Origin of the sequence: Bradyrhizobium sp. AZCC 1693, from assembly GCF_036924745.1 — a bacterium.
Taxonomy (GTDB): Bacteria; Pseudomonadota; Alphaproteobacteria; order Rhizobiales; family Xanthobacteraceae; genus Bradyrhizobium.
This window is the reverse complement of the sequence record NZ_JAZHSD010000001.1, coordinates 440,098-457,719: the sequence shown is the minus strand read 5'-3', so window position 1 is coordinate 457,719 and position 17,622 is coordinate 440,098. Positions and strand designations below refer to the sequence as shown.

Sequence of the window (17,622 nt, the reverse complement as noted above, 5' to 3'; positions counted from 1 at the left end):
ACACAAGGTGTCATTCCCCGCGTAGGCGGGAAATCCAGTACGCCGCGGCCTATTGTTTCAATCATTAGCGCCTCTGGAATACCGGATCGCCCGCCCCAGTGCGCAATTGCGCACAAGGGGGCGACGACAGCTGAGGTTTGATCGGCTACTGCCTTGCCATCTCGGCCGCCCCCACCCCCTCGCCGTCGAGCTTCTGGTCGTCATGCATGTCGACCGTCACCCGCAGCAACTGCCCGGTGAATTCGAACGGCGCCGCGTAGTGCGAGACCGGGCTGGAGCGATCGCGGCCGATGTCGAGGCCGGACCAGGAGATGAAATTGTTGAAGGCGAGCTGGGTCTGGATCGAGCCTGCCGCCTCGCCGTCGATCAGGAGCGTATAGGCCGTCACGCCCGTGCGGGAGCCCTTGGCCGGCGGCTCCTTGCGCAGCAGACGCTCGACATGCACGCCGAGCCGGTGCGCGCCTGACGGCACCTTGCGGTTCGAGGTCACGATCTCATGGCCGCCGCCGATATTGAGATCGTGCACCAGCACGCCGTCCTTGATGTAGAGGCTGTAGCCTGACGTCGCATCGCCGTGGGCGATCAGCACGCCCTCAGCGCCATCATCGCCAATCTCCACATGCGCCTCGATGGTGTAGCTGCGGCTGCGGACATCGGGCGCGACGTCGGTCGGCACGTGTCCCATGCCGGCGTGAAAGGTGAACTTGTTGCGTGCGCCATGGAAGCGCGCGGCGTTTTCCGCAAAGCGCGGGCCGAACCGGTCGTCGAGCGGCAGCACATTGTGTTTCTCGGCCTCGCGCCACCACAGCTTGATCATCGCTTCAAGCCGCTCGGGCTCTTGCGCCGCCAGATCGTTGGTCTCCGAAAAATCCTGAGCGAGGTGAAACAGCTCCCATTTGTCGTTCTCGAACGGCGTGCCGGAGGGATGGAAGGAAACCGCCTTCCAGCCGTCCTGCCAGATCCCGCGATGCCCGAACATTTCAAAGTATTGCGGCGAGGACTTTGACGGCGCGGCTGGATCGGCAATCGAGCGCGCAAAGCTCTCGCCTTCGATCGGCATCTGCGCAACGCCGCCAATTTCGGCCGGCGGCGCGATGCCGATCAGGTCGAGCAAGGTCGGCGTCAGGTCGCAAGCATGGACGAATTGATGGCGCACCTCACCTTTGGCGGCGATCTTCTTCGGCCAGTTCATGACGAAGGGATCGCGGATGCCGCCGCCATGGGTGTTCTGCTTGTAGCGGCGCAGCGGCGTGTTCGACGCCATCGCCCAGCCGTGCGGAAAATTGCTGTGCGAATCCGGTCCGCCGATGTCGTCGATCCGGCGCAGCTTTTCCGCGATCGGTTCAGGACGGAAATTATACGGCCCCATCGCGTTGACGAAACCGAGCGGCCCGCCCTCCTGGCTCGCGCCATTATCGGACAAAACCAGGATCAGCGTGTTGTCGCGGATGCCGGCCGTGTCAAGAAAGCCGATCAGCCGCGCCAGATGCTGGTCGGCGTGATCGAGCATGCCGGCAAACGCCGCCTGCAGCCGCGTGAAGACACGCTTTTCGTCGGCACTGTGCTCTTCCCATGCCTTCACACCGTCATTGCGGGCGGGCAATCGGGTTTCCGGCGGCACGATCCCCATCGCCTTCTGCCGCGCCATCCGCTGCTCGCGCTCGACGTCCCAGCCATGGGCGAACATCCCATCATAGCTCTTGATGATGTCCATCGGCGCCTGATGCGGGGCGTGACAGGCGCCGAGCGCCACCCAGGTCAGCCAGGGAATATCGGGCCGGTCGGCAGTGTGATTGGCGATAAAACGGATCGACTGGTCGATCAGGTCGGACGTCAGGTGATAGCCGTCCGCGTAGACGCCGGGTGCATCGACATGCGTGTTGTCGGAAACGAGCTCCGGCGCGAATTGATCGGTCTCGGCATCGAGAAAACCATAGAAGCGGTCGAAGCCGCGGCCGAGCGGCCACCCGTCGAACGGCCCGGTGGCGCCGCTTTCGGTCAAAGGCGTGACGTGCCATTTGCCGACCATGTAGTTGCGATAGCCGTGCGGCCGCAGCATTTCCGCCAGCGTACCCGCCTCGCGCGCGATCTTGCCGCGATAGCCGGGGTAACCGCTATCGAAATTGGCGAGACAGCCGACGCCGACCGAATGATGGTTGCGCCCGGTGAGCAGCGCGGCGCGCGTCGTCGAGCACATTGCCGTAGTGTGGAAGCCCGAATAGCGCAGACCTTCGGCGGCGAGCTTGTCGATGGTCGGCGTCCTGATCGCCGAGCCGTAGCAGCCGAAATCGGAGAATCCCACATCGTCGAACAGCACGACCAGGATGTTCGGCGCGCCCTGCGGCGGCTTCGGCGTCTGCGGCCACCAGGGTTTTGAGCCAGCCACCGTCTTGCCGATCGTGCCGCCGAACGGTTTTGCGCTGCCTGCCGCCATGCTCTCCTCCCGTTTTTTTGGAGCGACCGCGGTTGATCCGCCGGTTCGCCGAGGTCACGGCAACGCGCCGCCTGCATTGCCAAAAACTATAATCCGAATTATGATTATGATTATTTCGAACGGGAGACGCAAGTTCCGGATGCAGCGACCGGCCGAACTCGACCTTCCCGGCGTCACCCCGTCGCGGCAGAAGCGCAGCCGCGAGACCACGGCCGCCCTGCTCCAGGCCGGCGCGGAGATGTTGCGCACGCACAGCCTCGCGGAATTGTCGATCGAGGCGCTGTGCCGGCAGGTCGGCGCCACCGTTGGCGCCTTCTACAGCCGGTTTGAGAGCAAGGACGCCTATTTCAATGCGTTGATCGAGCTCGCCGCGCGCGACGGCGGAAGCCGGCTGTCGCGGATGAAGGAAGACAGGCGATTGGCCGATGCCGATCTCGCCGAGCTCAGCCGTCTCCTCGTCCGCGGGACCATCGGCTGGATCCGAAACCACGAAGGCGTGCTGCGCGCAGCACTTCAGCACGACGACACGAGGCCGGACCGGTGGTCCACCTTCAAGGGGCTGGCGCGCGCCAACGTGGCGGACGCCACGCCGATTCTGCTTGGCGCCATGGGCCGGGCCAACAAGGCGGCAAAAACGCGCGCCATCGCCTTCGGCTTTCAGATCGTGCTGGGAACGCTGGTCAACGCCATCCTCAACGATCCCGGGCCGCTATCCATTCACGACCGGGAAATGGAAGATCGGCTGGCGAACTGCCTGCGGCTGTTGCTGCAGACGGAGATGACGGCGCCGACAGTTCGCCCTTCGCGCCGGCGCAAGAAACAGGCTCGTCGTCCACGGGCTTGACCCCGGGACCGCGGCAAATGCCGCCCGCAGCAGCCCCTGCAAGTGGGCCCGAAAATGCCTCTCCTTCCGCGCTTGCCAAGGCCCGGACCGAGCGAGTAGAACGACGCACCAGCAAAAGCGGCGATTTACACAATCCCGCTCCAGCCAATTGCCCGGACATCCGACTAACCTATTGATGTCATGAGCAATTATTGGGGAATGGTGTAACGGTAGCACAACAGACTCTGACTCTGTTTGTCTAGGTTCGAATCCTAGTTCCCCAGCCAGCCGCCGATGGCCCGTTACGCCGATGGTGCTCCACTCAGACATGGCTTCACGGTCTCGCAGTCGCGATGCGTCCGAGTCTTGATCGGCTCACCTTCGAAAATGCGAAGGCGCAGGGAATGCCCGTGCGCGCTGCACCCGCGGTCTCGCGCGCAAGGAAGTGGTAGTGGCGCGCTCGAACATAGGGGGCTTAGCGGAGGCACCCGGCATCCCCTGCGTCGCCCCAGTATTTGGTTGCCCCAGATTCTTGCTTCCATCATAAATTGATGGCGATCATTCGCCGAAAAGCTCGCAAGCGTCAGGCCGAGCCTAGCCCGCGCGACAACCGCTCGACGGGTATCTGGCGTCGATCCTGGCGAATGTGGGAGTAGTCAATGACAGCGATCGATTTCAAAATCACCCAGGATGGTGAGCCACAAACCAAGTTCACCAAATGGTTCGCCAAACCAGCTGGGAGCACCAGGAAGTTCTTCGTTGCCTACACCGTTCCATTCAGAGATGGCGACGGAATACATAAGGGACTCGCGCAGACGAAGTTCATGAACGAGCTTCCAGCACTTTTCTACGATCGCCATGAGGCCAGCACCGATTTTGGGCTATGGGCGCATTTCATCTGGCCGACCGTCGTTGCGGAGAGCGCTGGCGGCCATCAACTTCTCGTCAACACGTATGACCGGGCTCGATTTACATTTGGCTTTTATCAGCTGGCGGCGCACACGCCTGATGACAATCTTATTCTTCTGTTTCGCAAACTGATCGGACTGCCAACCGCGCAGGACTACTTCCCCGACCTGACGATCGAATCTGGACGGCTGCATCGCGTCACTGACGGGCGGTCCTATTCATTGGAGGAAGTCACAACGGTTCACCGGCCCAACGGAAAGGTTGAAGATCAGCTCGTGTCCTTCATGACCTATCTGAACCCGGACACGACAACCGTCGGCGATGCGGAAGCCCTGAACACGGCAAAGCTGATGCACTGGCTCCTCAACGAGCAGGATGCGGTCAAGGCCTCCGTGTCCACAGCCCTGGACATCGTGCGCCGGAAGGTCAAGCGGTTGGCAAGCACTCACGATCTCGTCGACAAGCAGCCCGAGCTCGCGATTTGGGTGTCGGACATCACCCACCAGGGACGCGGCAGCAAAGCCGACATCAAGGACGCATTGAAGCAGCCAACATTGGATGAGAAGCTCGATGCCCTCTTCGAGGTCGGGGCACCCGAATATCTATCGCGGCGCAGGACGGTGCGGAATAGTATCAAAGCACTGATGAACGAGGGCGTGTTCGAATCAGTCGTGCTCGGAGACGATAAACTGCCACTTCCCTAGGGCTCAGGTCGGCACGTGACGGATCGGCTTGAGTACCCGTTGCTCTCGCCGAGCCTGACGCCCCCTCGTTCTTGCGACGTGGATACTCAATCCTGTGAACAGAGGGACGCCCTTCGCGGCACCGCGTTACGGCACCCTGCCCGTCGCTTTATCCAACTCTTGCTTCATGGGTCGGCAACGCCGCAACGACCGTTTCCTTGATCGTGATGTTGTTCTGGATGTGGACCATCCAGCCGTCCGTATCGTTCAGCTTTCCGTCGGAATCGATCGTAACTTTCGCCTTGCTGACCGACTGCCCGACATTGCCACCGATCACATAGGCAACTTCGTTCTCCTTATCGACCTCCACCACGATATCCGAATGGCTGATGAACCAGCCTTTCGCCACCGCATTATCGTAAGTGATCCCCGCTTGACGCGGCCTCGCAATGAGATCACCGGGCTTGAGCGGAATTTCACCGAGCCGGAAGCCGACAAGCGCCGCCTTCAGTTTCCCGTTGCTCCTGTTCTTGATCGACTGGACCATCCAGGTCGTATGGCCAGACGATAGGGGAAGTTGGAGCCGGCCCCGGCCATCTGCATGCAATAGGAAATGAACGCCGCCGACCATGCCAGATCGATAGTCCCATCGAGTCTGCCGTTGGCTTTGGCGAATTTCTTGACGAGATCGTCATACTGCTTGCTCGGAATGCCCAGCCAATAGTTCGCAACCCGGCTGGAGAACGGCTCAACGGTTTCCTTGCGCCTGTTCGGCACTCCGTTTGATGTTTCGTTCGTCGTTGTATTCCCATTCGCGTCGACGAACTTGTCGTCCCGGTCCTTGTCCCGACCAAACCACGTCCACTGTTCCAGAGCATGAGCAATAAGTTTTTCCTGAAATGACATCACTCATCCTTTCCTGCAGTCTCAAACGTCGCAGTACGCCGGTATACCTTGCACCATCGAGCGAGCGCGCCATGCCGACGTCACTTCGGCGCCGGAACGGTCAAAGCTCGAAAAGATTTCCTGGGTTTGTCCGCGTCCTTGCACTTGTCGGTTCCATCGTCGGACAGCAGCATCATGTTTGAACTGCCCGGAATTTCGAATACCGCTTCGGGTGCGAAATCGTCCGGGAGTTTGATTTTCTTCATCATGCGCGGTTTGACGTCGGCCTCGTTGCCGCTCCAGGTGAAGAGGGCGAATGGCGGCTTGATCTTCGACTCCTTGGCTTTGCCATACGGCCCGGCGACGATGACGTAGACGTTGTTTATCCATTCGATGCTGCGGATGCCACGCCCCTCGAGATCAAGCAGCCTTGGATTGCCGAAGACAGGCTTCTTTCCCGCGTCCACTACGTCGGCCGGATTATTGAGAGGGACGACTATCGCCTGTTTGCCGGGACGCGGATTGCGAAATCCAATCAGGAGGCCGCCTTCAGGTGTTGCAGCGAGGCCTTCGATATTGAAGCCGTTCTTTGCTTCAGGAGCTGGCCCTTTCTTCTCGCCGGACGCAAAAGCTTTGGAAAGCTTCAGCGGCTTCAGCTTTGAGTCGTCGAACATGTCTTCACGCAGGGACGTATACGCGCGGGGATTTATCGGCTCCAGACGCGATCCATCCGGATGCGATACGATACGGGTCGCAAACAGGCGTGACCGACCCGGCTCCGCATTGCCATCGGAATCGCGGCCGTGCGAACCGATCCAGTAGATGCGATCACCGATACGCGCCGCACCTTCGATGTCGGCTTCCTTGAAAACCGGATTGCCATCCGGTCCGGGCTTCTTCTTTTTCGGCGCTTCGAGGAACTGATCCAGGTTGAGTTCCAGAATGGCTGCCTCTTGTCCCGTTCGGTAGACGTTGAGGACATTGCTGTCGTCATCGGCCACGGCAAAACGATCCCGGTCGAGCGCAACCGCAGCCGAGCCGTCGCAGGCGCCGCGATAGGTCGCGATCAGATTAGCGGCTTGTGCTGCAGCTATTCCGGAAGTGATGAGTGTGGATAGGATGGCGACAACCAACAGGCGGGTCATGCGTCATTGCCCCAAAAATCCGTAAAGCGATCACACTGCGCCTGCATCGCACGCGTGTCAAATCATATAATACAACCGCGTTCGCAATTCCGATCAAACGCCGGCCATCACGGGCAACTCTGCGATCATGCGAATGCCCGGCCGCCTTCTCCAATGAACTTCCGACGGCTCGACCACCAGCTTTAATCCCGGCCAGCGCGTGAACAGCGCCTGCAGCGCGCAGATCCCTTCGATCCGCGCGAGCTGGTGGCCAAGGCAGAAATGGATCCCGGTGCCGAACGATAGATGCCGGTTCGGCCGCCGCTCGAGATCAAGCCGTTCGGGACACTCATTCGCGCCGGAGTCCAGATTGGCGGCGACGAGCATCGCCATCACCCGGTCGCCCTTCTTCAGTTTCACGCCCTCGAGGTCGACATCCCTGCGCACGTAGCGCGGCTTGGAGAATTGCACCGGCGAGACGAAGCGCAAAAATTCCTCGATCGCGAGCCCGGCGCGGCCCCAGTCCGCCGCGAGCCAGTCGCGCCTCGCCGGATCCTTCAGCAGTTCGAACACCGAACCACTGATCAGATGCGTGGTGGTCTCGGAACCCGCACCCAACAGCAGAAACACCATCGAGACCATTTCGTCCGGCGTGATGCGTCCGCCCTCCTGCTCGACGCGCACCAGTTCCGCGATCAATCCTTCGCCGCCCTCTTCACGGGCGATCCGCAGGCGTTCTTGCAAATAGCGGCGCATCTTGAAGAGGCCGCCGATCAACCGCAGAAAACCGAATGCATTGGTGAGATGCGCCATCGAATTGGCCCAGGCAATGAATTTCGGCCGGTCGGCCGGCGGCAGGCCGAGTAGTTCGCAGATCACCGCAAGCGGCAGCGTCCGCGCGTAGCGCTGCACCAGATCAGCGGGGCTTCCCGCCGCAAACAATTCATCGGAGAGACGATCGGCGATCGCTCGGATATGCGGCTCCATGTCGAGCACCGCGCGGCGGCGGAACGCCTCATCGACGATACTTCGCAGCCGCGTGTGATCCGGCTCGTCCATCGTCAGCATGTTATTGGCGACCGTTCCGATCACTTTCGGCATCCACCAGGGCAGCCCGACCAGCGCCCCGCCCTCCTTGCGCAGCGTGAAGAGCGTGCTGTCCTTCAGCACCCGCGCCGCCGCCTCGTAGGTCGTGGTGACCCAGACCCGGCCTACGATCGGGAATCGCGTCGCGACGGCGGGACCGATCGCCCGCAGTTGCGCGACGCCGGCCTGCGGATCACGAAAAAACGCCTCACTGGTGAAATCGAAATCCACATGCTGTGCCATCGCGCCGTTCCACACTGCCGATTCGCCACCTGATCAAGATGGTGCGCGACAGTGAAGCCGCAAGGCTGGCACTTTCGATCATCCTCGCCGAAAATTTGTCGCTATCGATGATCCCTGCGCGCCTCTCACACCGGCGGCGTGCCGTGCGTATGGAACGAATCGATCGTCTTCAGCCCCCACGCCTGGCCCTTCTTGCGCTCCTCCTCGGTCCAGACGATCGGCTTCCAGTCTGGCGCAAGAATAAGGCGGGCGCCGGCGTTCGCGACCTCGACGCGGTTGCCGCCGGGCTCGTAGACGTAGAGGAAGAAGGTCTGCTGGATCGCGTGCTTGTGCGGGCCGGTCTCGATATGGATGCCGTTTTCGAGAAAGATATCGGCGGCGCGCAGGATCTCCTCGCGACTGTCGAGCGCGTAGGTGACGTGATGAAAGCGGCCCGCCTTGCCGTAATGGTCGCGGGTATAGGCGAAGTCGTAGCTCTTGTTCGACATCGTCATCCACATCGCCGCTTCCGTGCCGTCGTTGAGCACGATCTGTTCGGTAGTGCGGAGGCCCAGATAGTTTTCGAAGAAGAGCCGGTTGGCCTTGATGTCCACCGCGAGGCAATTGAGATGATCGAGCCGGCGGACATTGACGCCGCGCGCCGGAAACCGCTGCGCCTGGTTCTTCAGCGCCGGCTTGAGTTCCGGCGGCGGCTGATACCATTCGGTCTCGTAATAGAGCTCGACGATGTGGCCATCGGGGTCGCGGCAGCGGAACGCCGGTCCCTGCCCCATGTCGCCGTCAATCCAGCCGATGTCGAAGCCGGAACCCTTCAGCGCGGCGACGCGGCGCTCCAGCGCCTGCGGGCTGCGGGCCCGCAACGCCATGTGCTCCATGCCTGAGGTTTTCGAGGCCGTCAGCTTGAGCGAATAGCGCTCGTAATCGTCCCAGCCGCGCAAGTAGACCGACGAGCCCTTCTGGCCGCTGACCGTCATGCCCATGACGTCGACGAAGAATTTCAGGCTCTCGTCGGGCTTCGGCGTCAGCAATTCCATGTGGCCGAGATGGGCGAGATCGAAGATCGGCTCGGGGGTCATTGTCGGTCTCTCTGTAGGGTGGGCAAAGCGCAGCGTGCCCACCAGTTCAAACCAGATGGTGGGCACGGCGCAATGCGCCTTTCCCCACCCTACAATTACGGCGCCCGCGTCACATCGTCGAACAATTCGTCGACGGCGAACGCGCGCGGAATGAGTTGTTGCTGCGCGGAGTAATCGATAATCAGCTCCAGCGAGCGCCGCATCTCGTCCGGGCTGAAGCGGGGCGCGGCGAATGAAGCGGCGGCAGATTCGGCAAGCAGCCGATGGACTTCCCGCACCACGTCCGGGTGCCGGTCGGACAAGGTCCGGCTCACCACCACCATGTGGTTGATCGGTACCACCTTGTGTTTCCCGAACCAGGCGTTCTCTTCGGCCGCGACGTCGGCGAATAGCGGCTTCAAATCCGGATGGTCCGATTTCTCGCCAAGCACGGCATCGAGTTCGCCGTCGATCAGCATCTGCACGATCTGCTTGCCTGCGGCTGCCCGCCTGGTCGTATCAACGAATTCGGCGACATGGGCATCCTCGAACGTCACCCAGTCGATCGAATCGAGATCGACGCCGTAGTCATTGGCGAGGATACCGCGCAGCCATGCGCCAGTCGTGGTGGTGAAGGAGCGAATGCCGACGCGCTTGCCGTTGAGGTCACGCGGCGCGAGCTTTCCCTTTTTCGCATTGTAAAGCGCATGCCCATGCTGGAACCGCGCCAGCACGATATCCGGCAGCAGCACCATCGGCTTCTCAAAAGACTTCGCCATCAGATAGGTGACGATCGCCATCTCCGAGACGTCGAACGCGCCTTCGCGGACCATCGGCTTGAAGCCCCTGTTGGTCGGCGAATACTGCGCGAAATCGAACTCCACCAGATCCGATCTGATCGATCCGTTCTTGAGCGCGGCCGTGCCGGGATGGTCGCCGAGCAAGGTGCGCAGGCGCATCGCCACCTCAGTCGTCCTCCAGTTCGTCGACATAGACCAGGCCGGCCTTCGCCAGCGGCTCGCGCATGTTGTACATATCAAGCCCGAGTACGCCCGCGGCGAGTTGCTTGCGCTTGCCGTCTTCGTCGGCAACGCGCTTCTCGCCCTTCGCAACCACGTCGTCGACATCCTTGCGCCCGATCACCACGACGCCATCATCGTCGGCAACGACCGCATCACCGGGCACCACGTTGATGCCGGCGCAGACCACGGGCACGTTGACCGCGCCGAGCGTTGCCTTCACCGTGCCCTTGGCCGAGATCGCCTTCGACCACACCGGAAAACCCATTTCACGAAGCGATTTGGCGTCGCGCACGCCGGCATCGATGATGAGTCCCTTGACGCCGCGCGCCATCAGAGAGGTAGCCAAGAGATCGCCGAACATGCCGTCGGTATTGTCTGTGGTGCAACCGACCACCAGGATGTCGCCGGGCTGGCATTGCTCTACCGCGACATGGATCATCCAGTTGTCGCCGGGCTGCGCCAGCACGGTTACGGCGGTGCCTGCCGTCTCGGCCCCGCTCCACACCGGGCGCAGATAGGGCTTCATCAACCCGAAGCGGCCATAGGCCTCATGCGCGGTGGCGACGCCGAGCGCGCCCAGCCGTTTGACGAGCTCAGCATCGGCTCGCTTGATATTGCGGACGACGACCGTCTTCATGCCAGTTCCTCCATCGCCATCGGGAACAGCCGCTGATAGGCCTCGCCATAGGTCATCGGCTTGCCCGTATTGCGGCCGCCCTGCACGCCCCGCTGCAGCGCGACCCGCTCATAGTAAGCCCACAGATGCTTTTGCGCGGCCAGAATCTCGAACGTCTTGCGCTTGATCTCCCAGACCTCGTCGATGTTGAGGATCACCTGCGGCGTGAAATTGCACATCTCCGGCTGATGCGGTTCGAACAGGAACACCGGCGGCGCGGAATAGGTGTATTTGGCGCCGGGCTTGTGGCCCATCGCCTGCGCGACCACGCGGGTTTCCTGGGCGAAGTGCGCGGCGTTCGGATGGTCGAAATTATAGGGATCCTCCAGCGCGTGGGTCAGCACGAAGGACGGATTGAGCTCGCGGTAGATATCGACCATGCGGTCGAAATGCTTATCCGTCAGCCGCAACGGATAGTCGCCGGCGTCGAAAAATTCGATTTCCGCACCCAGCATCTCCGCCGCGCGCTGCGCCTCGTCGCGCCGTCCGGCCTTGACCTTCTCCATCGTCGCGCCCGCCTCCTTCCAGGCGAACTGGCTCTCGCCGCGCTCGCCGAACGACAGGCAGGCGATCTTGACGCGATAGCCTTTCTTCACATGCAGCGCGATCGCGCCGCCCGCGCGCCAGACGAAATCGCCGGGATGCGCCGTGACCACCAGGCCCGTTTTGCCAGCATTGCTCATGATCGGGATTTCCTTCTTCGATTTGTACACGTGGCCGGCCGCACCGGCCGCGTGACTATTGTTTGGCAATTCCTGCCCGCTCGATCACTTTCGCCCACTTGTCGATATCGGCCTTGAGCCGGTCGAGGATTTCCTCGGGCGAACTGGCCTTGGCCTCGATGCCGAGATCGAGCGCGCGCTTCTTCAAGTCCGGCGTCTCGAGCACCTCGCGCAGCGCGGCGTTCAGCGTAGCGATAACCTCCGGCGGCGTGCCCTTGGGCGCAAAAATCGCGTTCCACGACCGCGCCTCGAAATCGCCGCCGCCGGCTTCCTTCACCGTCGGCACCTCAGGCAGGAACGACGTGCGGACGAGCCCCGATGACGACACGGCAATGGCCGCCTTGTCGGCAACATGCGACTGCACCGCGCTGTAGTTCTCGATCGCCATCTGGATATCGCCGCGCAAGAGCGCGATCAGCACATCCGGCGAGCTGCGGAACGGCACGATGGTGACATCGACACCGGCGGTCGATTTGAACAATTGCGCCGCAAGATTCTGGGTCGACCCGACGTTGATGGTGCCGACATTGAGCGTGCCGGGTTTTGCCTTGGCCGCCCTGATGAATTCAGCCAGCGTCGGATATGGCGAACCGGCTTGCGTCACGAAGATGAAGTCGAAATAGCCCATGCTCGACACCGGCACGAAGTCGGCCACCGGATTGAAGCCAAGGTTCTTGAACAACGATACCGAGATGGCGGTGCCGTTAGAGAGCAGCGCCAGCGTATAGCCGTCGGCAGGTGCGGACAGCACCGCGCGCGCGGCATTGATGCCGCCGGCGCCCGCCATGTTCTCGATGACGAAGCGCTGGCCGAGCTTTTCGCCGAGTTTTTCGGTAACGAGCCGCGCCGTGACGTCGGCAACCCCGCCCGCGCCGAACGGCAGGATCAGCCGCACCGGCCGGTTCGGATAGTTTTGCGCGCCGGCGATTTGCGGCAGCAACAATGCCGCCGCCAGCGCAGCCATCCCGGCGAACGAGGCGGGGCGCCGGCTCATTGTGTATCGCTCGCGCTTATCCGCCATCGAATGCGCTCCTTCAAAACTCGAACAGCCGCGCCGGATTGTCGACCAGGATCTTCTGCTGCAGCTCGGGCTCCGGCGCAAACAGCGGAATGAGGTCGACCAGGTCGCCGTCGTTGGGCATCACCTTGACGTTCGGGTGCGGCCAGTCGGTTCCCCAGATCACGCGATCGGGCGCGGTCTCGATGATACGCCGCGCGAACGGCACCGCGTCGTGGAACGGTGGTCCGCCGGATGACACCCGCTCGCAGCCGCACACCTTGACCCAGCATTTCTCGTCACGCGTCATCAGGTCAATCAGCGTCCGGAACGGAAGCTGGTCGAGGCCGTCAGATGCCTTGACGCGCCCCATGTGATCGATGGTGTAACGCACCGGCAATTTTGCCAGCATCTCGGCATATTCAGGCAAATCGATCGCGTCGAAATGCAGATCGATATGCCAGCCGAGCGGGGCGACCATCGCGACGATGCGATGGAACACCCTCATGTCAGGCACCCCGCCGAGATGGCGCACGAAGTTGAAGCGGCAGCCACGAAAGCCCCCCTCATGCAATTCGCGAAGGCCGCGCTCCGCAATGGTATCGTCGATATTGGCGACGGCGCGAAAGGTTCCATCGCTCACGGCGATGGCGTCAAGCGCCACCCGGTTGTCGGTGCCGTGCACGCTGGCATTGACGATGACGGCGCGGCCGATCCCGAGTTTTTTGTGCAATGCCTGGAAATCTTCGAGCGGCGCATCGGGCGGCGTATAAGGCCGTCCGGGCGCGTAAGGGTATTTGTCGCCGGGGCCAAAGATGTGGGTATGCGCGTCGCACGCCAGCGCCGGGAGCTTGAATTTCGGTGTTCGCGTATCAGGATCGGGTCCGGGAATCGTCGGCTTGTGCATGTTGCCTTCTGCAGTGCTTTGGTCGCGCTTCATGGCGTCTCGATTATTCACGAAGCCGAATTTTCTTTCCGCTTCCCGGCGACGCCCTTTGCCAGCGGCTGGATCGGTTTCACCCGAGGGGATGCGCTGTCGATGTGATCAACGTCGGAGGCCTGCAACGAAGCGACCGTCGACGCGACGAGTTGCTCGATCGCTTCCGCCATATCGGCGCCATCAGCTTCGCCGCGCGACAGCCTTGTGACCCGCTCCGGGCTGACGAGGGTATAATAGAGTGCGCCGAGCAGGAATTGCGATCGCCAGACGATCGTCGTCCGCGGCAGATGCGGCAGGCTTTCCTCGATGGCCTCGATAAAGGCGTTGGTGGTGTCGTCGAAGATCTCGGCGATGATGCGTCCCACCACGGCGTTGCCTTCGGCCGACATCACGGCCCGCAGCCGCGTGAAGCGCGCCCCGCCGCCGGCAAGATCGCTGCTGGATGAAAACGCCGGCTGCACATAGGCCCGCACGATCGCCTCCAGCCGGTCCTGAACGTCGCGCACGCGCCGTGCCGCCACCAGCAACTCGATGCGGCGCTTGTTCATGGGACCGCAATGGCGCTTGTAGATTTCGAGCAGCAAGCCGTCCTTGCTCTTGAAATGATAGGTGATGCTGCCCGGATTGGCGCCGGCTTCCAGCGCGATGTCGCGGATCGACACGGCATTGAAGCCGCGGGTCGAGAACAACAGCTCGGCCGCGCTCAGGATGGCTTCCCGCATGTTGGGATTTCGCGTCATGGCATTTGCTTTCCGCTCTCGACTTTTGTACGTTTGTACAAAATATCAGGTCTAGTCAACAAACATCTGGGTGGCGAGCAGCCCCCGCGACTGGCCGGGATGACAAGGGAGAGTCGCCGGATGCGCCGGATCATCGTTGCGTTTCTGATCGTTACCGGCGCATTGGCGTGGTGCGGCATCGCCCCTGCCATCGCGGTCGATCCGGAACCGCGCCTGATACTGGCGCCATCCGGCGTATTGCGGGCCGGGCTCTATCCGGGCACGCCGACCTCGATCCTGCCGGATGCCGGTTCGGGCGAACCGCGGGGCGTCGGCTACGAACTCGGCAAGGCGCTCGCGCGGCGGCTCGGCGTCCCCTATGAGCCGGTCGTGTTCGCCAAAAACGCCGAGGTCCTCGCCGCTGTTAAAAGTGGAGAGGTCGATGTCGCCTTTACCAATGCGACGGCGGTGCGGGCGCGGGATATGGACTTCGGCCCGCCCTTTCTCGAAATCGAGCTCGGCTATCTCGTCCCGCGCGGGTCCGCGCTGACAACGCCGGCGGAGGTAGATGCGCCAGGATTGCGCGTCGGCGTGACCGCAGGCAGTTCCTCCGACGCCACCCTTTCGCGCGACTTCAAGCATGCCCAGGTCGTTCGCGCCGCCACCTTCGATGTCGCGATCGAGATGATGTCGACCGGCGCGATCAATGCCTACGCGACCAACAAGGCCACGCTGTTCGAAATGGCGGAGAAATTGCCGGGGTCGAAAGTTCTCGAAGGCCGCTGGGGGATCGAGCGGCACGCCATCGCCATTCCCAAAGGACGCGCGCAGGCAATGGCTTTCATCCGCCAGTTCACGAATGAAGTGAAGTCGGAAGGCGTGGTGGGGGCCGCGATCGCGCGGGCCGGATTGCGCGGCGCCGTGATTTCGGCCGCGGAGTAGCGATGCCACGCTGCTTCGCCGGGAATTGGTGCGCGCGAACGAGGCAGGACCGATGAATTTATCAAATGATACGCCCAACAAGGAAGGATTTCGCTTCATGCCCTCACGCAGAACAATCATCCGCAGTGTCGCCGCCGCCGCCCTGCTTTCGCTGGCCGGCACCAACGTCCATGCGGAGACGTTCCCGACCAGGCCCGTGCGCATTCTGGTGCCCTACGCCGCCGGCGGCGCCGTCGACGTGCTGGCGCGCACGCTCGGGCAATCGCTGTCGAAGACCTGGGGCCAGCAGCCAGTGATCGAAAATCGTCCGGGCGCCGGCGGGATCATCGCCTCGCAGGCGCTGACGCAATCCGCGCCGGACGGCTACACGCTGATCCTGGTCGCCAGCGGCCATCCGCTGAACCAGTTCTTCTATCCAAAGCTGCCCTACGACACCTTCAAGGATTTTACCGCCATCAGCGAGATCGCTTATTCGCCGCTCGCGATCGTGGTGTCCAAGAATAGCCCGGTGAAGAATTTGCAGGAGTTGCTGGCGACGGCGCGCGCAAAGCCGGAGTCATTATCGTACGGCATGTCCGGCAACGGCACCTCGGCCCATCTCGCCGGCGAGCTTCTCAACTACATGGCCAAGGTCAAGATCCAGGCGATCCCCTACAAGGGCGGCGCCCCTGCGCTGACCGCCGTCATCGCCGGCGAGATTCCGATGAGCGTCAATCCGCTGCCCGAAGTGGTCGGCCAGCTCGAAGGCAATGCGGTGCGCGCGCTTGCGGTGACGACGGCGCAGCGCTCGAAGGCATTGCCTGACGTTCCCACGATCGCGGAGGCAGGCATCCCCGGCTACGACGCCTCGGTCTGGTGGGGCTTTCTCGGCCCCGCCGGCATGGCGCCTGACCTGGTCGCAAAAATCCACGCCGACCTTGCCGCTGCGCTGAAGGATCCGGTCGTTGTCACGGCGTTGGACAAGATGGGCGCCACGCCGGTCGGCAATTCGCCCAGGGATTTCGACGCCTTCATGCGCGCGGAGGCCGCGAAGTGGGAGCCGGTGCTGAAAGAGGCGAATATCAAGGTGCAGTGAGCGATTGCGCGGACTTTGCCAGTTGGATCACCGCGCATTCGCCGGCGCGTGCACGTGCCAGAGATCAGCGCGCCAGTGCAGCATGACCGCCAGCATCAAGGCCAGGCCGACCGCCGCGTAAAGTGTTCCGGTCGCCGCAAATCCGATCTCGTCGATCAGACTGCCGGCGGCCAACAGGCCGATCGGCAGGCCGTAGATCACCATCATGCGCACCCCCATCACCCGGCCGCGGAAATTCTCGCTCGCGGTCCGCATCAGGATAACGGCGATCGAGATCATGGCCAGGCTTTGCGAGAAGCCCGCCACCACCAGGCATATGATCGCGGTCGGCACCGTCTGCATCTGCACAAACACCAGCAAGGTTGCGTACCAGACGACGGTGGCGCCGATCATCAGCCGCGCCACCCGGAGATCGCGGACCAGGCTCAACACGATCGAACCGGCCAGCGAGCCGATCGCGAAACTCGCCGACAGATAACCAAGTCCGGTCTGGTTGGTGCCGTAGATCGCCTTGGCGATATACGGCAGCAGGCCGTTGGAGAGCGGATAGGCCGTCAGGTTGGCGAGGAACGCCACCCACAGCGCGGCCTGCATCCGCGGCGTGGTCCAGACATAGGCGACGCCATCCTTCAGGTCGCGCATCGGCGATGCCTTCAGCACATCGCTGGCGGCCTCGCCCGCGGAGCCCGGCTTTGCCGGGGCCACGATGCACAGCGTCAGCGCGGTGGCGGTAATATAAAGGCAGACGATCGCCACATAGGCCGGACCCATGCCGAGCGCGGCAAACAATCCGGCGCCGCTCAGCGCGCCGGCGATGCGCGCGGTATCCATTGTCGTGCGCGAGATGCTGATCGCGCCGATCAATTGGCCATGCGGCATGATGGTCGCGACCAGCGCACCGCGCACGCCGAGGTCCGATGGGCGGACGATGCCCATCACGGCGGCGACCATGAAGACGTAGACCGGTGCAAGTTGGCCCGACAGCGCCAGCGTCATCAACACGGCCGCCAGCACCGCGTAGGTCGCGCGCATCATCGCCAGCAAATCACGGTGACCGATCCGGTCGCCGACAACGCCGAACATCGGCGCTACCAGCGTACCGACATAGCCGAGCGAGGCAAACAAGGTGAGCAGCAGCACCGATCCGGTCTCGACCAGCACGTACCAGCCGAGAATCAGCGTTTCCATCTCGAACGCCCAGGAGGTGAGCAGATCGGCCGGCCATTGAAAGCGGTAGTTCCTGACGCGGAATGGTGCGAGCGCGGAAGGCGGCGCCGGCTCGCTCAA

At 62.5% G+C, this 17,622-nt stretch carries 15 protein-coding genes, 1 tRNA gene and 1 pseudogene; 5 read left to right on the top strand and 12 right to left on the bottom strand.

The genetic code is table 11. The features are described 5' to 3' along the window. Positions 1-145: 145 nt before the first annotated feature. Positions 146-2,434 carry an arylsulfatase gene (locus V1293_RS02240; protein ID WP_334506312.1) on the bottom strand — a complete coding sequence of 763 codons (2,289 nt, stop codon included), beginning with the start codon at positions 2,432-2,434 and terminating at the stop codon, positions 146-148. Positions 2,435-2,573: 139 nt separating this feature from the next. Between V1293_RS02240 and V1293_RS02235 the strand changes: the two genes are divergently transcribed. The 3 genes from V1293_RS02235 to V1293_RS02225 all read left to right on the top strand — a co-directional run bounded on the left by V1293_RS02235 (position 2,574) and on the right by V1293_RS02225 (position 4,870). After that, positions 2,574-3,278, top strand: coding sequence for a TetR/AcrR family transcriptional regulator (locus tag V1293_RS02235; RefSeq protein WP_334506310.1), 705 nt, complete (start codon positions 2,574-2,576; stop codon positions 3,276-3,278). Between the two features lie 192 nt (positions 3,279-3,470). Next, a tRNA-Gln gene (locus tag V1293_RS02230) sits at positions 3,471-3,544 on the top strand. 372 nt (positions 3,545-3,916) lie between these two features. Beyond that, positions 3,917-4,870, top strand: a complete 954-nt coding sequence (locus V1293_RS02225) for a hypothetical protein (RefSeq protein WP_334506308.1) — start codon at positions 3,917-3,919, stop codon at positions 4,868-4,870. 148 nt (positions 4,871-5,018) lie between these two features. On the opposite strand, the pseudogene V1293_RS02220 reads toward V1293_RS02225, so the two are convergent. The 10 genes and pseudogenes from V1293_RS02220 to V1293_RS02175 all read right to left on the bottom strand — a co-directional run bounded on the left by V1293_RS02220 (position 5,019) and on the right by V1293_RS02175 (position 14,339). Beyond that, positions 5,019-5,755 (bottom strand): annotated as a pseudogene (locus V1293_RS02220) (DUF2272 domain-containing protein). An 80-nt stretch (positions 5,756-5,835) separates the two neighbouring features. Then, the gene (locus tag V1293_RS02215; RefSeq protein ID WP_334506306.1) at positions 5,836-6,879 is read right to left on the bottom strand and encodes a DUF3616 domain-containing protein; all 1,044 of its coding nucleotides are present in this window, start codon (positions 6,877-6,879) and stop codon (positions 5,836-5,838) included. 93 nt (positions 6,880-6,972) lie between these two features. Then, positions 6,973-8,187 carry a cytochrome P450 gene (locus V1293_RS02210; protein ID WP_334506304.1) on the bottom strand — a complete coding sequence of 405 codons (1,215 nt, stop codon included), beginning with the start codon at positions 8,185-8,187 and terminating at the stop codon, positions 6,973-6,975. Positions 8,188-8,312: 125 nt separating this feature from the next. Then, the gene (locus tag V1293_RS02205) at positions 8,313-9,263 is read right to left on the bottom strand and encodes a catechol 2,3-dioxygenase (RefSeq protein WP_334506302.1); all 951 of its coding nucleotides are present in this window, start codon (positions 9,261-9,263) and stop codon (positions 8,313-8,315) included. Between the two features lie 95 nt (positions 9,264-9,358). Continuing rightward, the gene (locus tag V1293_RS02200; protein WP_334506300.1) at positions 9,359-10,201 is read right to left on the bottom strand and encodes a hypothetical protein; all 843 of its coding nucleotides are present in this window, start codon (positions 10,199-10,201) and stop codon (positions 9,359-9,361) included. Between the two features lie 7 nt (positions 10,202-10,208). Continuing rightward, positions 10,209-10,901 (bottom strand): 4-carboxy-4-hydroxy-2-oxoadipate aldolase/oxaloacetate decarboxylase, encoded by a 693-nt coding sequence (locus V1293_RS02195; protein ID WP_334506298.1) that lies wholly within the window; start codon positions 10,899-10,901, stop codon positions 10,209-10,211. Continuing rightward, entirely contained in the window at positions 10,898-11,623 is a 726-nt protein-coding gene (locus V1293_RS02190) for a PIG-L deacetylase family protein (protein ID WP_334506296.1), read from the bottom strand. Before V1293_RS02190 ends, V1293_RS02195 begins: the two co-directional genes overlap by 4 nt. 55 nt (positions 11,624-11,678) lie before the next feature. Then, complete coding sequence (locus V1293_RS02185) at positions 11,679-12,683, bottom strand: Bug family tripartite tricarboxylate transporter substrate binding protein (RefSeq protein ID WP_334506294.1); 1,005 nt, start codon at positions 12,681-12,683, stop codon at positions 11,679-11,681. A gap of 13 nt (positions 12,684-12,696) precedes the next feature. Beyond that, positions 12,697-13,599, bottom strand: a complete 903-nt coding sequence (locus V1293_RS02180) for an amidohydrolase family protein (protein ID WP_334506293.1) — start codon at positions 13,597-13,599, stop codon at positions 12,697-12,699. Between the two features lie 14 nt (positions 13,600-13,613). Then, on the bottom strand, positions 13,614-14,339 hold the full coding sequence (locus tag V1293_RS02175) for a TetR/AcrR family transcriptional regulator (RefSeq protein WP_334506291.1): 726 nt from the start codon (positions 14,337-14,339) through the stop codon (positions 13,614-13,616). A 120-nt stretch (positions 14,340-14,459) separates the two neighbouring features. On the opposite strand from V1293_RS02175, the gene V1293_RS02170 reads away from it, so the two are divergent. Beyond that, a complete protein-coding gene (locus V1293_RS02170; protein ID WP_334506289.1) occupies positions 14,460-15,260 on the top strand; it encodes a transporter substrate-binding domain-containing protein in 801 nt (266 codons plus the stop codon). 97 nt (positions 15,261-15,357) lie between these two features. Beyond that, positions 15,358-16,335, top strand: a complete 978-nt coding sequence (locus tag V1293_RS02165) for a tripartite tricarboxylate transporter substrate binding protein (RefSeq protein WP_442894327.1) — start codon at positions 15,358-15,360, stop codon at positions 16,333-16,335. Positions 16,336-16,362: 27 nt separating this feature from the next. Here V1293_RS02165 and V1293_RS02160 read toward each other — a convergent pair whose 3' ends face one another. Then, positions 16,363-17,622: an MFS transporter gene (locus V1293_RS02160; RefSeq protein WP_334516591.1), complete on the bottom strand. Its 1,260-nt coding sequence runs from the start codon at positions 17,620-17,622 to the stop codon at positions 16,363-16,365.

Coding starts and splice junctions, on each gene's coding strand:
- V1293_RS02215 (WP_334506306.1), bottom strand. CDS start 6,879: ATGACCCGCCTGTTGGTTGTCGCCATCCTATCCACACTCATCACTTCC.
- V1293_RS02210 (WP_334506304.1), bottom strand. CDS start 8,187: ATGGCACAGCATGTGGATTTCGATTTCACCAGTGAGGCGTTTTTTCGT.
- V1293_RS02180 (WP_334506293.1), bottom strand. CDS start 13,599: ATGAAGCGCGACCAAAGCACTGCAGAAGGCAACATGCACAAGCCGACG.
- V1293_RS02190 (WP_334506296.1), bottom strand. CDS start 11,623: ATGAGCAATGCTGGCAAAACGGGCCTGGTGGTCACGGCGCATCCCGGC.
- V1293_RS02205 (WP_334506302.1), bottom strand. CDS start 9,263: ATGACCCCCGAGCCGATCTTCGATCTCGCCCATCTCGGCCACATGGAA.
- V1293_RS02200 (WP_334506300.1), bottom strand. CDS start 10,201: ATGCGCCTGCGCACCTTGCTCGGCGACCATCCCGGCACGGCCGCGCTC.
- V1293_RS02165 (WP_442894327.1), top strand. CDS start 15,358: ATGCCCTCACGCAGAACAATCATCCGCAGTGTCGCCGCCGCCGCCCTG.
- V1293_RS02225 (WP_334506308.1), top strand. CDS start 3,917: ATGACAGCGATCGATTTCAAAATCACCCAGGATGGTGAGCCACAAACC.
- V1293_RS02195 (WP_334506298.1), bottom strand. CDS start 10,901: ATGAAGACGGTCGTCGTCCGCAATATCAAGCGAGCCGATGCTGAGCTC.
- V1293_RS02185 (WP_334506294.1), bottom strand. CDS start 12,683: ATGGCGGATAAGCGCGAGCGATACACAATGAGCCGGCGCCCCGCCTCG.
- V1293_RS02170 (WP_334506289.1), top strand. CDS start 14,460: ATGCGCCGGATCATCGTTGCGTTTCTGATCGTTACCGGCGCATTGGCG.
- V1293_RS02175 (WP_334506291.1), bottom strand. CDS start 14,339: ATGACGCGAAATCCCAACATGCGGGAAGCCATCCTGAGCGCGGCCGAG.
- V1293_RS02235 (WP_334506310.1), top strand. CDS start 2,574: ATGCAGCGACCGGCCGAACTCGACCTTCCCGGCGTCACCCCGTCGCGG.
- V1293_RS02240 (WP_334506312.1), bottom strand. CDS start 2,434: ATGGCGGCAGGCAGCGCAAAACCGTTCGGCGGCACGATCGGCAAGACG.